7 protein-coding genes, 13 tRNA genes and 3 rRNA genes (1 of these 23 running past the window's edge) are annotated in these 16,253 nt (G+C 46.4%); all 23 read right to left on the bottom strand.

Going from position 1 to position 16,253, the window contains the following annotated elements; all coding sequences use genetic code 11:
• Window positions 1-217 precede the first annotated feature (217 nt).
• Entirely contained in the window at window positions 218-2,050 is a 1,833-nt protein-coding gene (gene glmS, locus ACXHJ1_RS10170; protein WP_016818743.1) for a glutamine--fructose-6-phosphate transaminase (isomerizing), read from the bottom strand.
• A gap of 631 nt (window positions 2,051-2,681) precedes the next feature.
• Window positions 2,682-4,022: a phosphoglucosamine mutase gene (gene glmM / locus ACXHJ1_RS10165; RefSeq protein WP_457906017.1), complete on the bottom strand. Its 1,341-nt coding sequence runs from the start codon at window positions 4,020-4,022 to the stop codon at window positions 2,682-2,684.
• 59 nt (window positions 4,023-4,081) lie between these two features.
• Window positions 4,082-5,551, bottom strand: a complete 1,470-nt coding sequence (locus ACXHJ1_RS10160) for a CdaR family protein (protein ID WP_016818745.1) — start codon at window positions 5,549-5,551, stop codon at window positions 4,082-4,084.
• On the bottom strand, window positions 5,548-6,381 hold the full coding sequence (cdaA, locus tag ACXHJ1_RS10155) for a diadenylate cyclase CdaA (RefSeq protein WP_013373237.1): 834 nt from the start codon (window positions 6,379-6,381) through the stop codon (window positions 5,548-5,550). Before cdaA ends, ACXHJ1_RS10160 begins: the two co-directional genes overlap by 4 nt.
• A 221-nt stretch (window positions 6,382-6,602) precedes the next feature.
• The gene (locus ACXHJ1_RS10150; RefSeq protein WP_045245420.1) at window positions 6,603-7,226 is read right to left on the bottom strand and encodes an anti-sigma factor; all 624 of its coding nucleotides are present in this window, start codon (window positions 7,224-7,226) and stop codon (window positions 6,603-6,605) included.
• Window positions 7,227-7,376: 150 nt separating this feature from the next.
• Window positions 7,377-7,943 (bottom strand): RNA polymerase sigma factor SigW, encoded by a 567-nt coding sequence (gene sigW, locus ACXHJ1_RS10145; RefSeq protein ID WP_013373239.1) that lies wholly within the window; start codon window positions 7,941-7,943, stop codon window positions 7,377-7,379.
• Between the two features lie 190 nt (window positions 7,944-8,133).
• Window positions 8,134-10,926, bottom strand: a complete 2,793-nt coding sequence (gene ppc, locus ACXHJ1_RS10140; protein WP_045245419.1) for a phosphoenolpyruvate carboxylase — start codon at window positions 10,924-10,926, stop codon at window positions 8,134-8,136.
• Window positions 10,927-11,652: 726 nt separating this feature from the next.
• A tRNA-Gly gene (locus ACXHJ1_RS10135) sits at window positions 11,653-11,723 on the bottom strand.
• A gap of 9 nt (window positions 11,724-11,732) precedes the next feature.
• A tRNA-Pro gene (locus tag ACXHJ1_RS10130) sits at window positions 11,733-11,806 on the bottom strand.
• A gap of 22 nt (window positions 11,807-11,828) precedes the next feature.
• Window positions 11,829-11,905: transfer RNA gene (locus ACXHJ1_RS10125), tRNA-Arg, on the bottom strand.
• 5 nt (window positions 11,906-11,910) lie between these two features.
• Window positions 11,911-11,985 (bottom strand) — tRNA-Gly (locus tag ACXHJ1_RS10120).
• 10 nt (window positions 11,986-11,995) lie between these two features.
• A tRNA-Leu gene (locus tag ACXHJ1_RS10115) sits at window positions 11,996-12,076 on the bottom strand.
• A 12-nt stretch (window positions 12,077-12,088) separates the two neighbouring features.
• Window positions 12,089-12,164: transfer RNA gene (locus ACXHJ1_RS10110), tRNA-Lys, on the bottom strand.
• Between the two features lie 4 nt (window positions 12,165-12,168).
• Window positions 12,169-12,243 (bottom strand) — tRNA-Gln (locus tag ACXHJ1_RS10105).
• Between the two features lie 55 nt (window positions 12,244-12,298).
• Window positions 12,299-12,374, bottom strand: a tRNA-Val gene (locus tag ACXHJ1_RS10100).
• An 11-nt stretch (window positions 12,375-12,385) separates the two neighbouring features.
• Window positions 12,386-12,457, bottom strand: a tRNA-Glu gene (locus tag ACXHJ1_RS10095).
• Between the two features lie 11 nt (window positions 12,458-12,468).
• Window positions 12,469-12,541: transfer RNA gene (locus ACXHJ1_RS10090), tRNA-Thr, on the bottom strand.
• Window positions 12,542-12,544: 3 nt separating this feature from the next.
• Window positions 12,545-12,620 (bottom strand) — tRNA-Asn (locus ACXHJ1_RS10085).
• An 18-nt stretch (window positions 12,621-12,638) separates the two neighbouring features.
• Window positions 12,639-12,755, bottom strand: a 5S ribosomal RNA gene (gene rrf, locus ACXHJ1_RS10080).
• A 151-nt stretch (window positions 12,756-12,906) separates the two neighbouring features.
• Window positions 12,907-15,851 (bottom strand): 23S ribosomal RNA (locus ACXHJ1_RS10075).
• A gap of 140 nt (window positions 15,852-15,991) precedes the next feature.
• A tRNA-Ala gene (locus ACXHJ1_RS10070) sits at window positions 15,992-16,067 on the bottom strand.
• A 20-nt stretch (window positions 16,068-16,087) separates the two neighbouring features.
• A tRNA-Ile gene (locus tag ACXHJ1_RS10065) sits at window positions 16,088-16,164 on the bottom strand.
• A 37-nt stretch (window positions 16,165-16,201) separates the two neighbouring features.
• A 5S ribosomal RNA gene (rrf, locus tag ACXHJ1_RS10060) occupies window positions 16,202-16,253 on the bottom strand (it continues 65 nt past the right edge of the window).

Genomic DNA, 16,253 nt, shown 5'->3' with positions numbered 1-16,253 from the left:
ATTCGTTAGTTCGAATTCGTTGGCCTATTGTAGACATAATTGCCCTCCTAAACTAAAAAGATCCCGATATATCATCGGGATCTTTCTTGATGTTTGTAAAATGACTAGTTCCAGACTTTTTTTACTGGTTCCACAGTTTTTTTATTGGTTCCATACATTTTTTACTGGTTCCACACTTTTTTATCACCAGACAATGAATTTAGAATTTTACTAAAGCTTATTCTACAGTAACACTTTTCGCCAGGTTACGTGGTTTATCAACATCATGACCTAGTGCAAGCGATGCGTAGTAAGCCAACAGTTGGAGAGCTATAACTGAAATGGCAGCCGACAGAATCGGAAGTGTTTTTGGAATTGCAAATACTTGATCTACGGATTTCAACAGCTCGACAGCATGCTCTTCATATGTGATTGCAAGCACGTCACCGCCACGAGCTTTGACTTCCTTAATGTTGCTCACGGTTTTTTCCAACACGGATTCCTGTGTTACCAAAGCGATAACTGGAATTCCTTCTTCGATCAATGCCAGTGTACCATGCTTCAGTTCACCCGCAGCATATGCCTCGGAATGAATGTAGGAGATTTCCTTGAGCTTCAGGGAACCTTCCTGTACTACAGCATAGTCTTGACCACGACCAATAAAGAATAAGTGCTTGTTGCTAGCAATTTGCTCAGCATAGGCTTTGATCGCATCTGCTTTACCCAACATCTCTTCTACTTGCTCTGGCAGTGATTCCATAGCAGCCAGCACATGAGCTACTTGCTCATCCGTTTGTGTGCCACGTACTTGAGCCAGATACAGACCCAACAGATAAAATGCAATCAACTGGGAAGAATACGCTTTGGTGGAGGCTACGGCAATTTCCGGTCCTGCCAGTGTAACCAACACATCATCTGCATCACGGGCGATAGAGCTGCCGACTACATTTGTAATCGCCAGTACATGAGCCCCGTTTGCTTGTGCTTCACGCAGTGCTGCCAATGTATCAGCAGTTTCACCGGATTGACTCACCACGATCACCAATGTCTCTGGTGTTACGATAGGAGAACGGTAGCGGTACTCGGAAGCTACATCGTTTTCTACCGGAATACGAGCCATACTTTCAATAACCGTACGGCCAATCAAACCAGCATTGTAAGCTGTACCACACGCTACAATTTGAATGTTGCGGATATTTTTAATTTGTTCTTCTGTCAGCTTCAGCTCTGGAAGAACAACTTTTTTAGTATCTTTATCGATACGACCCAACATCGTGTCACGGTAAGCCTTAGGCTGTTCGTGAATTTCTTTCAACATGAAATGCTCATAGCCGCCTTTTTCCGCTGTAACAGCATCCCATTCGACATGAATCATTTCCCGAGAAATAAATTGGCCTTCGATTGTCATTAATTCGACAGCATCACTAGTCAGAACAGCCATTTCGCCATCGTTCAAAATAAATACATTGCGTGTATATTTCAGAATAGCCGGAATGTCGGAACCGATAAAGTTCTCGCCTTCTCCCACACCAATAACCAACGGACTGGCTTGACGAACAGCTACCAACTTATTAGGCTCGTGCTCGGTCAGCACTCCCAGTGCAAAAGCACCGCGCATAAAGGTAATTGCTTTTTGTACTGCTTTAACAATATCTCCTTCATACTCACGCGCAACCAGATGGGAAATGATTTCTGTATCCGTTTCGGAAATAAAGGTATGACCTTCGCTGATCAGCTGTTCCTTCAGTTCCAGATAGTTCTCAATAATTCCGTTGTGAACTACAGAGAACTTTTGGCTCTCATCCAAATGCGGATGGGAGTTTTCATCAGAAGGCTTACCATGCGTTGCCCAACGTGTATGTCCGATGCCTGCATGACCTACCAACGGTGTACCATCCAGTTTAGCTTCTAGGTTCGCCAGACGACCTTTTGCCTTGGCTACTTGCAGTCCTGAATCTGTAAACACGGCAATACCCGCAGAGTCATACCCGCGGTACTCCAGCTTCTTCAGTCCGTCAATCAATACCTCTTGCGTATTCTGATTACCAATATATCCTACAATGCCACACATATTCGTTATCCTCCCGATCATCATTTCACAAGACGACTCATCACAGGACTAACGTGTGCGGTAGATTGTGGAATAAAGTTCATTCATCTATGAAGTTGTCAATGATAACTATAGAATTTACAGGCATCTCTTCACGAATGTAACGAAATTCCCAAACCGCGCACGCCAATGATGATGGCCGCACATTCATGAAATGAATCTTATAATTTAGGTTATAAAATAATTAGGGCATCTACCGGTGCGTTGTGTAAACAGTTGCCTGTTCATTTTCCGCTGCCGGTTTACGGGTTGATGCTTCACCGGAAGGTCCCCGCCGAATGTTTCGAACACCTTCACCTCGTCAGCTTGCTTTGTCGTGAACCGATTGCGAGCAACATCATCTCAACGGAATCTATTGCTTCTCCACCAAGTTCCCCCGCACAAAATCAAGCTCTGGCGCTTGTAATACGTTACCTCACAACCCTCGCTTTCTCTATCTGAGTCACAGCATCCCTATATTATATTCAGCAGAGCATCATTTGGCAATGACACTTTATTCATAATTACACCCTAAAGGCATTAAAGCATTAGTGAATAACCGCAAACGCGGTTGCCTGCTTGTGTTTAACAGGCAACCCACGTTTACAAAATTTTAAACTAATTCTTTTTTCACGACATCTACGATCTGTCCGACAAATTGCTCCAGCTCATCCTTATCCGGGCCTTCGGCCATCACACGAATAAGTGACTCTGTACCTGAAGCACGGACCAATACACGCCCATTATCGCCCAATTGTTGTTCCACCTGTTCAATCGCTTCTGCAATCGCAGGGTTCCCCTCGTAATTACGTTTGTCCTGCACACGTACATTTACAAGAACTTGTGGATATTGTTTCATAAGCGATTTTAGTTCGCTCATCTTCTTGCCAGAAGCTTTCAGGGTATCTACCAGTTGAATCCCCGTCAGCATGCCATCGCCTGTCGTATTGTGATCAAGGAAAATAACATGACCAGACTGCTCACCGCCCAGATTAAATCCACCCCGACGCATTTCTTCCATCACATAACGGTCTCCGACCGCAGTTTTTGCAGTCTTGAGAGCTAGCTTTTCAGTAGCTTTATAAAAACCGATATTACTCATTACTGTCGATACAATAGTGCTGTCCTTGAGTTTTCCAGCCTGGTTCATTGCATCTCCGCAAATACAGAGAATGTAGTCTCCATCAACCTCTTCCCCGTTCTCATCAATTGCGATTAGGCGATCGGCATCGCCGTCAAAGGCAAGACCAATGTCCGCTTTCAAGCGGCGCACTTCCTCTTTCAGCTTTTCAGGATGAGTCGAGCCGCAATGATCATTGATATTCAATCCGTTTGGCTCCGCGCCGATCGTATGCACTTCAGCTCCCAAATCCGCAAAAAGCTTCGGCGCCAGCTCATAAGCTGCTCCGTTTGCACAGTCCAATACTATTTTTAGGCCTTCAAAAGAATGACTGATTGTTGTTTTCAAAAACTCCAGATAATCGTAGCGGGAATGCTCATCTACAACAACCGTGCCCAATCCGCTGCCAATCGGACGAGGCAATTGGTCTTCTTTCGCATCCATGAGCTCTTCAATTTTCAATTCCGTTTCATCGGTTAATTTAAACCCATCGCCGCCAAAAAACTTAATCCCGTTGTCCTCAACAGGATTGTGAGATGCTGAGATCATGACACCAGCGTCCGCTTTCAATTGCCGTGTGAGATATGCCACCCCAGGCGTCGAAACAATACCTAGGCGAACCACATTAGCCCCAATAGACAACAAGCCGGCTACCAGTGCCGATTCCAACATCAGTCCAGATATCCGTGTATCCATACCAATAACAACTGTCGGTTTCTCTACATTACCTGCTAAAACATATCCGCCGCAGCGGCCAATGCTATATGCCAGTTCGGCTGTTAGTTCCTGATTAGCAACGCCTCGTACACCATCTGTACCAAAATATTTCCCCATGTAAAATGACTCCCTTTTTTTGTCTAATAATCTTGATCATTTACTACAGATAAAACATGTTATGGCTGACCGTTCTCCGAGGTTCCATTCGCAGAAGATTCTGCGCCGTTATGAGGACTTGTTTTATCCTCCGCAGCTGCGTTGTCCCCGGTATTTGCGTCAGAGTTGCCACCTTGATTGCCTTGCCCCTCCTGTGGCCTCTCCTGCCCCTTATCACCACTACCAGAGGGGTTTGATTCATTCTCACTATTCGGATTCGTTACAGCAGGCGTAGAAGGGCTCTCAATGTTTACCGTTGCCTTTAGTTGGCCGGCATTCCCGGCTTGCGTAATGTATTTAGGCAAGCCTACTTTTAGGGTAACCTCGTGTTGACCAGCCGCAAGGCCACTTACATTTGCCACCAAACTAACGTCATCATTGGTTAAATTGTTTACCAAATCCTGCGGGCCCTTCACAGTAACATCCATCGTCTTGCCTGCGGGTGCTATAATAGTCGCGTTAGCTCCATCTCCTGCACCTTGTAAAACGATTGGGATGCCTGACAGCGTCCGTTCCGTATCTGTAACTTCATTGGAAGGAACGACGGTCACCTGAATTTGTATTAACCCTGGCTCGATTTTATCAGAACCTGAGGGAGCTGCCAAATTAGCTTGAACTGTACGGGTCCCCGCTTCTGTAAATTGACTCAGATCGAGTGTAGCCGTGACATAAGAGCTCAGGCTGCTTAATACATCCTGTGATGCATATACCGCTGCTTCCTTCACATTTGCGTTTACTTTAGAAAGCGCCAATCCGTCTGGCAGCTCTCCGGAATAGACTATCTTGACAGGCACAGACTTCGCCTGCTGAGTGACCGGGATTTCAACTGACACAGTGGATGGCTCAATGACCGCACCTGTGAGTTCCTGCCCCTTTTTGTTATAGGCCTTCAGCTTTACCCGTTTCTGTTCAAACTTTTCTGAGATGCCATCCGTGTTAACAGCCCCTTGCACCGCAGTAACGGTATTCAGCTGGCTTTTGGGTAAGGTAACCTTTACCGTTTGAGGAGCAATCACAGGCTTACCGAGCTGTAGCCCCGCATCTGGACTACCCTTAGGTACTATAGATACATTAAATGATTTCGTTTGTTTTTCCTCAATTGTTACTGTAACACGGTTAGGAGTCATGGATACCAATTCCACCCCATCCGGCAAATCCGGTTCAAGTGACAATGTTTTAGTGCCTGCTCCTAAGCCGCTTAAGTTTAATTTTGCCTGATAATTATCCGCGAAAAAAGTAGTCAGGACAGAGCGCTGTCCTCTGACCTCCATCTTTACATGATCAGTGTCCATCGTAGACAGCACATATTTTGAATCATCCAGACCACTGGCCTGAATGGCCACATTATCAATTATTTTATTATTGTAGGAAACGGTCAATGTAGACGAAGGAGTACCTGTATCCAGATGAACCATTCCCCACAGCATTATAGCAACCGCAAGCGCCAATATCTTGGAAATCGTATTATTGTTAATCCATTTGTCCATCATGAATTTCCACGGCCTCCCCTCCGATTCCAGAATGAGCCGCGTTTTTCCTTCAAAGACGGTGTTGGCCGCAACTCCTCATACAGCTTGGAGATTAGGGATTCTTCCTTAATGTCACGCACGACCTGACCATTGATAGCCAACGAAATTTGCCCTGTTTCCTCCGATACCACGACAGTTACGGCATCCGTTACCTCACTCACCCCAATTGCAGCCCGATGACGGGTTCCCAACTCCTTGCTAATGAAGGGATTTTCCGATAATGGCAAATAGCAGGCCGCAGAGGCAATCTGTTTATTTTGTATAATCACCGCACCATCATGCAAAGGCGTATTGGGAATAAAGATGTTAATTAGCAGTTCAGAACTAACTACGGCCTGTGTCTTGATACCAGACTCCGTATATTCGTTCAGTCCTGTCTCGCGCTCGAATACGACCAATGCTCCTATTTTTCTACGTGATAAATAATTCAGCGCCTTAATCATTTCTCCAATTAACTTATTGATCTCTTCATCATCTACTGACGAACGCCCAAATAGTTTACCACGTCCCAACTGCTCTAGAGCACGACGTAACTCAGGCTGAAAAATAATAAAAATAGCCACTACACCAAAGGTGAACATCTGATTCATCAACCACTTGAGCGTGTACAAATCAAACCAGGTACTAACCGCCCAAATAACGACCAGGAACAGAATCCCTTTTAACAATTGAACTGCTCGCGTTCCGCGAACAAGTAAAATAAGCTGATACATAATATAGGTTACGATTAAAATGTCGATAATATCTTTAATGGACTCTTTCCAAGTCAGGTCCGCAAAATAATCCAACATGCGCATGCCCCCGCAATTTTCTGTAGTGAGTGGGTGTAATATGTACACAGTATGCTCTCTCTATCTAGGTTATAACGATCAGGCTCGCGTTGCAAGCTGTGCGACAAAAGAATCGCCAAAATCAGTAAAATACAGTACAATTCGCCAGACCTAGATACAAAAAAACGCCTTTTCCAGCGGAAAAAGGCGCTCGATATCGTTCTTGCCATTTCAAGCTTCTTTTATCGAGAAGACGGTCCCCCGAACAAATCGGTAACCTTGTACCAAATCCAGTCCAAGGTTTGATCGATACTTTTAACCTGTCCTGCAATATGGGCGGTTGAAGCTTGATAGTACGAGCCGTCAATCACAGTAAGATTTCCTTCTACATCACCGTATACACGTGCCTCACCATTCTGTACTGTTAAATCTCCGGCAATGGATTTCCCTTCAGGTACAATTACAGTATCGCCCTGAATAACAACTTGATCTAGATTGCTTCCTTTGACTACTAATTGATGGTCCGTGCTAGAAAAGCTGGCCATACTTGAGCATATCACAATAAGGAAGAAGGCGGCGGCTGTTACAGCGGGATGCCTCTTCACCCAAGCTAGCATAGGCACCGCAGGCTGTCGTTTATGCGGCGGCAAAGCATTCATAATGCGAAATGTCAGCTCATCCGATACACACGGCACTTGATGATAGCGTGTACCGTAAAGCATCGCATCCGTCCGCTCCAGCTCTTTAAAACGCATGCGGCATTCCGGGCAGACTAACAAGTGTTGTTCCAACTCATGTTTGTCCTGCTCAGACAGGTCGCCATCTAGATAGTCATGCATAAAAGAGACGGCTTGTTTGCAATCCATATGAGCCAATCCTTTCTAATATTCTTCCGTGTTTCTCAACATAACATGCTCCGGCTTAGAAACTTTGCTCATCTTACATACGTTACAACGAACATTATGTTTCATAAAAACATCTACGCAGGCTCTTTTCCTAGAATGTATGCACAGCATTTATAGCTTGTGCTCCAGTTTTTTGCGTAAAAAATCCCGTCCCCTGTGTACTCTTGTCTTAATTGTGGTAACTGGGAGATTGAGCACATCGCTAATTTCCTGTAAGGAAAGCTCCTGCAAATATCGTAGAACCATAATCGTCTTGTATTTATCCGGAAGGCTGTCAATGGCGTCATGAATTAAAGCTTGCGTTTCCGACAACAGCGTACTCCCTTCAGGGGTAAGCTCTTCACTAGCAAGCATGGCGTACCCATCAACACCTTCTTGATCATTCATTTCAGCATCAAGTGAGTATGTAGGCTTTCTCCTTCGCAGACGATCAATGCACAGATTTGTAGCAATCCGATAAATCCAGGTTGAGAACTTCTGTCCATGGTCATACTTTTCCAGGTTACGATACACACGCAAAAAAGTTTCCTGCACCAAATCCTCCGCCTCATGACGATTACCTAGCATCCGGTAGGAAAGATGAAAAATCCGATCTTTATATAACTCGACTAACTCCGCAAAAGCTCGCTGATCACCTTTCTGCACCAGCCTAACCAAGCGGCTTTCCATATTATCCACTCTATACTCCCCCAGACTTGCTGATGGGTTACTTATTACATGTTTATGATTATTCATCGTAGTTTAATTTTATCCAGAAATCAACTGAAGTGTGGACACAAGTAACAAACTCGCGCTTCATTACTATAAACACAGCACAATCGGGCACTCCATGAGTACCCGATTGCCTGTATCATACGGCCAAACTATATCAGCCTGTGTTTCTCAAGCCTGCGGCAATTCCGTTAATCGTCAACAGTACCTCACGCAGCATTTCAGCGTCATCACCGTTCTGATTACGCAGCTCGCGTAGCTCACTCAGCAATTGAACCTGCAAATAACTTAACGGATCGACATAAGGATTACGCAACCGGATAGATTCCTGAATAACAGGTACATCGTCCAAAATCTCAGATTGTCCGGTTATTTTCAAAATCAATTCAGATGTCAGCTTGAACTCTGCAGAAATCTGTCCGAATATACGTTGCCGTGCTTCTTCGTTATCCGACATCCCAGCATACTCCTCTGCAATCAGCAAATCCGCTTTAGCGATTGCCATTTGGAGTGTATCAATAAGCGACCGGAAGAAGGCAGAGTCTCTAAACATCGTTTGCAGCACTTTAAGGTTATCTTCATTGTTTTGATAGTAGCTTTGCAAACCTGTTCCTGCCGCATACCAAGCAGGTAGCAAGTAACGACTTTGTGTCCACGCAAAGACCCATGGAATAGCGCGCAAATCCTCAAAACGTTCACTGTTCTTACGCTTGGAAGGACGAGATCCAATATTCAGCTCGCCTACCTCAGGCAACGGTGTAGATTCTTTGAAGAAAGTGAAGAAATCTGGATCTCGGAAAATCAAATCCTGATACTTCTCCAGTGATACTTCGGAAATACGGGCAATAATCTCCTCCCAGCTTTCCTCGAACACTTCTTTCTTTCCTGAGCGATGATACGCAGCAGCCGTAATTAACGCCGATGTCGCCTGTTCCAAGCTCCGATATGCAATCCCCTTGAGCGAGTAGCGGGATGATAGCACTTCGCCTTGCTCCGTAATCTTAATTCCTCCACCAATGGTATGAGGAGGCTGAGCTAGAATACTGCGGTTAAGTGGCATTCCTCCGCGCCCCAGCGCTCCTCCACGTCCGTGGAAAAACTTCACTTTTGCGCCATACTCGTTCACTACTTCCGTAATGCTATTCATAGCGACCCGAAGTTCCCAGTTCGCTGTAACCACACCGCCATCCTTATTACTATCCGAGTAGCCGAGCATGATCTCCTGAAGCTCATCCATCGCGGCTACAGATTGTCGATATACAGGCAGGTTCATCAATCTTCTCATAATATCAGGTGCAGCATGCAAATCATCTATCGTTTCAAACAAAGGCACAGATTGCAGCGTACTAATGACAGTGCCATCCTTCTCAATGCGGAACAGACCTACCTCTTTGGCTAATACCATAACCTCAAGCAAATCACTGGCACCCTGAGTCATACTGATCAAGTAGCTTGTAATGGACTGCTTGCCAAATTCCTCCTGAGCCAAATAAATCGTACGATATACATCAAGACATTCCTGTGTGCTATCGCTATATTTCAAATATGGCGAAGTAATCGGACGGGGTTCATTTAGCAGCTGTTCCAGCAGATCTATTTTTTCTTCCTCTGACAGCTTACTGTAATCTGACACAATATTCATTTTAGAAAGAATTTCAGTCATCGCATTTTCATGCTCCTGACTGTGCTGACGTACATCCAGCGTAGCTGTATGAAAGCCGAATAGCTCTACCTGACGAATCATCTTTTGAATATACGTGTCTGCCACATAATCAGCAAAATGATGACGCAGGCTGCTGGCAATCACATTCAGATCTGCAATAAGCTCTTCTGCGGAGCTATAGCGTTCCTTAGTACCCTGTTTGCTCTCATCCAAAACGTTATTCACCTTAGCAATCATATATGCTAGTTTGATGCGATAAGGCTCTTTTTCGTTATGCCATACTTCCATTTTTTTAAGTGTGATGTGGGCGCGATCTTCTTCAATAGAAGCCAACAAATCATCAGAAACTCGCACAATGCTGGTACTAAAGCTCAAGTAACCCATGAGTTCCTTCAGCGTGTGCTGATACTCTCTCAAAGCCAGCTTGCGTTGCATACACAACGTTTCCCAAGTCACATGAGCTGTAACAGATGGATTCCCGTCCCGGTCTCCACCGATCCAAGAACCAAATCTCAAATAAGTTGGAATGTGCCATTTTTGCTCAGGATAATATTTATCCAAACATCGCTCCAATTCTTGGTATACATCTGGCAATACATGAAACAAGGTCTCATGAAAATAATACATTCCATTTCTTACTTCATCTAATACAGTTGGCTTTCGATCACGCAGTTCATCCGTCTGCCACAGTGTAATTACTTCATTAAGCAGATTTTCCCGTACCTGTTCTCGCTCACGCAAGGTAAGCATCGGATTATCCAGCAGCATGACGTCTTCAGAAATACGTTTGTGGATATCCAGAATTACTCGTCGTGTTGCTTCTGTAGGATGTGCAGTCATGACCAGCTCCAAGGAGAGTTCATTCAGCATGTTGCTAACGTCCTCAGCGGAGAAGCCTCCTTGTTTAAGCTCCTGAACGGAACTTTCGATAGAACCGGGTTGAACCTCTTCACCAGCGGAATGCTCATAATCCCGCTTACGACGAATACGATGGTTTTGCTCAGCGATATTCACCAACTGAAAGTAAATCGCAAACGCGCGAATAACCTGGTGACGAATATCCGTATCCAGTCCACTGACCATTTGTTTGAAATTCTCGTATAACTCCGGCTGATACCCGGCACGTAACGATTTACTTGCCTCACGTATTTTCTCCACGATATCCAAAAGTTCGTTGCCACCTTGATGAACCAAAACCTCACCAAGAATATTTCCTAGAAAACGAACGTCCCGCCGCAGCAGATTGTTGGATTGGTTTTTGTTAGCGGTTAACGTAAGCTCAGTCATGCTTTTCCCCCCATCTGATCTGTTCCACACCATATTCAGTTGTAGCAAAGGTACGTATACACACGAAATTTGACACTTTCTTAACATCATACAATAAAAACGTATGAAAAGCTGCAAAATTTACAGGAAAAAATCATGCTTTTGAAATACTTTTTTGGAGAATATATTGGTTATTTATACATAAAAATGAAATTAATAATTAAAACTGATATTAGACGCTAAAAATGTGCGAAATATTATGCACAGTCTCTTTTAAAAAGTGTGTTTTCAAAGGTACAAATTCTTGTGTCATGATGTGTATATGTTTATTATTTGTTGACAAAGTGAAATTCATTGCGCTCTATCCACAAAGATATACACAAAGAAGCCATAATCTCAGTATTCTAAATCTGTTTACTCATTAATCCTTACGTGTTACCCACATAAATAAAGAAGAGTGTGTAGAACAAAAGGAGCAGTTGTAAAGTTATCCCCATGAATTTCGTAACATAATAATTATAGGATTCCTATTTTCAATGGATTTGATCACGAATTTAGCCTTACTATAGGAAAAGGGGGCCGTAAGAGGGGAAATTCGGGTCTAGGTGATAAATGCCTATGTAGGATATGCACAAGTCATCCCCAACCGTGCATGACAAGAGACATCATTTAATGGTCTATATACATAGAAGTTAATATATTGTGGACAAAATAAAAAGAAGCCTTTCGGCTTCTAGGTAATCGGTAAGCGGGTGATGGGAATCGAACCCACGCTATCAGCTTGGAAGGCTGAAGTTCTACCATTGAACTACACCCGCAAATCAGTATCGGGATGACACGATTTGAACATGCGACCCCCTGGTCCCAAACCAGGTGCTCTACCAAGCTGAGCTACATCCCGATATTATATTTTTTTAAAAATATGGCGCGCCCTGAGAGATTCGAACTCCCGGCCTTTTGATTCGTAGTCAAACGCTCTATCCAGCTGAGCTAAGGGCGCAAATATGGAGCGGACGACGGGAATCGAACCCGCGACCCTCGCCTTGGCAAGGCGATGCTCTACCGCTGAGCCACGTCCGCAAAAACAGGATGCGCGTGGAGGGACTTGAACCCCCACGTCAAAGACGCTAGATCCTAAGTCTAGTGCGTCTGCCAATTCCGCCACACGCGCATGCAATGATAATGGTGAGCCATGAAGGACTCGAACCTTCGACACCCTGATTAAAAGTCAGGTGCTCTACCAACTGAGCTAATGGCTCTTAATGGCTGGGGATATAGGATTTGAACCTATGCATGACGGAGTCAAAGTCCGTTGCCTTACCGCTTGGCTAATCCCCAATATGCATATGATTCACAATTCCCCTATATTTCATCCATGTAAGAGAACAAAATATGGTGGAGGCTGAGGGGATCGAACCCCCGACCCTCTGCTTGTAAGGCAGATGCTCTCCCAGCTGAGCTAAGCCTCCATACTATCCTATGACCCGTAGGGGATTCGAACCCCTGTTACCTCCGTGAAAGGGAGGTGTCTTAACCCCTTGACCAACGGGCCATCCTGTAACAAGCTCTCAACCGGGATCGAACCGGTGACCTCATCCTTACCATGGATGCACTCTACCTACTGAGCTATGAGAGCAAATGGCTCCCCGAACAGGACTCGAACCTGTGACAACTCGATTAACAGTCGAGTGCTCTACCAACTGAGCTATCAGGGAATAATAATTATAAAACTCGCTTGGCGGCGTCCTACTCTCCCAGGACCCTGCGGTCCAAGTACCATCGGCGCTGGAGGGCTTAACGGTCGTGTTCGGGATGGGTACGTGTGGAACCCCTCCGCTATCGCCACCAAACATGAATTTGCTCTGCAAATTCTTCCGTAGGGTTATTCGGTTCATCACGGATTGTGTGAATGAATCGCCATACGCTTGTCGAATGTATCTCTACATACTTTCAAGGTTACACCTTGAAAACTGGATCCGAAACTTCATTGCGTTTTATCTTTAGGATAAGCCCTCGACCGATTAGTATTGGTCAGCTCCATGCATTACTGCACTTCCACCCCCAACCTATCTACCTCGTCGTCTTCAAGGGGTCTTACTAATTGGGAAATCTCATCTTGAGGGGGGCTTCACGCTTAGATGCTTTCAGCGCTTATCCCTTCCGTACATAGCTACCCAGCGGTGCTCCTGGCGGAACAACTGGTACACCAGCGGTACGTCCATCCCGGTCCTCTCGTACTAAGGACAGCTCCTCTCAAATTTCCTACGCCCACGACAGATAGGGACCGAACTGTCTCACGACGTTCTGAACCCAGCTCGCGTACCGCTTTAATGGGCGAACAGCCCAACCCTTGGGACCTACTTCAGCCCCAGGATGCGATGAGCCGACATCGAGGTGCCAAACCTCCCCGTCGATGTGGACTCTTGGGGGAGATAAGCCTGTTATCCCCAGGGTAGCTTTTATCCGTTGAGCGATGGCCCTTCCATGCGGTACCACCGGATCACTAAGCCCGACTTTCGTCCCTGCTCGACTTGTAGGTCTCGCAGTCAAGCTCCCTTCTGCCTTTGCACTCTTCGAATGATTTCCAACCATTCTGAGGGAACCTTGGGGCGCCTCCGTTACTCTTTAGGAGGCGACCGCCCCAGTCAAACTGCCCACCTGACACTGTCCTCGTACCGGTTCACGGTACCAAGTTAGAACCTAGATACGATCAGGGTGGTATCCCAAGGATGCCTCCTCTCAAGCTGGCGCTCAAGATTCAACGGCTCCCACCTATCCTGTACAGATCGTACCCAAATTCAATATCAAGCTGCAGTAAAGCTCCATGGGGTCTTTCCGTCTTGTCGCGGGTAACCTGCATCTTCACAGGTATTAAAATTTCACCGGATCTCTCGTTGAGACAGCGCCCAAGTCGTTACGCCATTCGTGCGGGTCAGAATTTACCTGACAAGGAATTTCGCTACCTTAGGACCGTTATAGTTACGGCCGCCGTTTACTGGGGCTTCGGTTCATAGCTTCGCCCGAAGGCTTACCACTCCCCTTAACCTTCCAGCACCGGGCAGGCGTCAGCCCGTATACTTCGCCTTGCGGCTTCGCACAGACCTGTGTTTTTGCTAAACAGTCGCTTGGGCCTTTTCACTGCGGCCCCCTCGGGCTATTCACCCTACCGAGGCACCCCTTCTCCCGAAGTTACGGGGTCATTTTGCCGAGTTCCTTAACGAGAGTTCTTCCGCGCGCCTTAGAATTCTCTTCTCGCCTACCTGTGTCGGTTTGCGGTACGGGCACCTTCTCCTGGCTAGAGGCTTTTCTTGGCAGTCTGAGATCATGACCTTCGCTACTATAATTTTCGCTCCCCATCACAGCCCAGCCTTACGATGTGCGGATTTGCCTACACATCAGCCTCACTGCTTAGACGGACATCCATCAGTCCGCGTCACTACCCTACTGCGTCACCCCATCGCTCATAACGGATTACGGTGGTACAGGAATTTCGACCTGTTGTCCTTCGACTACGCCTATCGGCCTCGCCTTAGGTCCCGACTTACCCTGAGCGGACGAACCTTCCTCAGGAACCCTTAGGCTTTCGGCGGATCTGATTCTCACAGATCTTTTCGTTACTCATACCGGCATTCTCACTTGAATGCAGTCCAGCGCTCCTTCCGGTACACCTTCAACCCGCATTCAACGCTCCCCTACCCCTGATGCAAGCATCAAGCCATAGCTTCGGTGGTGTGTTTAGCCCCGTTACATTTTCGGCGCAGAGTCACTCGACCAGTGAGCTATTACGCACTCTTTCAATGGTGGCTGCTTCTAAGCCAACATCCTGGTTGTCTGTGCAACTCCACATCCTTTCCCACTTAACACACACTTGGGGACCTTAGCTGATGGTCTGGGCTGTTTCCCTTTCGACAATGGATCTTAGCACTCACTGTCTGACTCCCGGAACTAAATCTATGGCATTCGGAGTTTGACTGAGCTTGGTAACCCTTGCGGGCCCCGCACCCAATCAGTGCTCTACCTCCACGATTCTTTTTTCCGAGGCTAGCCCTAAAGCTATTTCGGGGAGAACCAGCTATCTCCGGGTTCGATTGGAATTTCTCCGCTACCCCCACCTCATCCCCGCATTTTTCAACATGCGTGGGTTCGGGCCTCCAGTGCGTGTTACCGCACCTTCACCCTGGACAGGGGTAGATCACCCGGTTTCGGGTCTACGTCCACGTACTCATTCGCCCTATTCAGACTCGCTTTCGCTGCGGCTTCAGCTCTTCACCTTAACCTTGCACGGGAACGTAACTCGCCGGTTCATTCTACAAAAGGCACGCCATCACCCGTGATTTTTCCAAAGGAAAATATCATAGGGCTCTGACTTCTTGTAAGCACACGGTTTCAGGATCTATTTCACTCCCCTTCCGGGGTGCTTTTCACCTTTCCCTCACGGTACTGCTTCACTATCGGTCGCCAGGGAGTATTTAGCCTTGGCAGATGGTCCTGCCGGATTCATACGGGGTTTCACGTGCCCCGCACTACTCGGGATCCGTCTCGGAGGGAACAAGTTTTGAACTACAGGGCTTTTACCTTCTCTGGCGGGCCTTTCCAGACCTCTTCATCTAACCGGTTCCTTTGTAACTCCATGTGAGACGTCCCACAACCCCAAGGAGCAAGCTCCTTGGTTTGGGCTAATCCGCGTTCGCTCGCCGCTACTGACGGAATCACTATTGTTTTCTCTTCCTCAGGGTACTTAGATGTTTCAGTTCCCCTGGTCTGCCTCTTACTCACCTATGAATTCAGTGAGTAGTGACTGTCGATGAAGACAGCCGGGTTTCCCCATTCGGACATCCCCGGATCAAAGCTTGCTTACAGCTCCCCGAGGCGTTATCGTTGTTCGCCACGTCCTTCGTCGGCTCCTGGCGCCTAGGCATCCTCCGTGTGCTCTTTGTAGCTTAACCTAGACTTTTCTTTCACAGAAAGAAAATATCGATATATGCTACCTTTATTTCACTTGTTTACACAAGATCAGCTTAAAGGAATATTCTAAAACGCAATTTCGTTTCGGTATCCAGTTTTCAAGGTGCAATGATAAATCTTTTGGTGGAGCCAAGCGGGATCGAACCGCTGACCTCCTGCGTGCAAGGCAGGCGCTCTCCCAGCTGAGCTATGGCCCCAAAAGAATATATAAAGTTTATGGTGGGCCCTAGTGGACTCGAACCACCGACCTCACCCTTATCAGGGGTGCGCTCTAACCAGCTGAGCTAAGGGCCCATATAAACCACCAAAAAAATTATTCTTTAGTGGTTGCGCTTGGCGGCGTCCTACTCTCCCAGGACCCTGCGGTCCAAGTACCATCGGCG

The sequence above is a fragment of the Paenibacillus sp. ALE2 genome, from assembly GCF_054113385.1.
The sequence above is the reverse complement of the archived record's forward strand: the minus strand, read 5'-3'. Positions and strand labels throughout refer to the sequence as shown.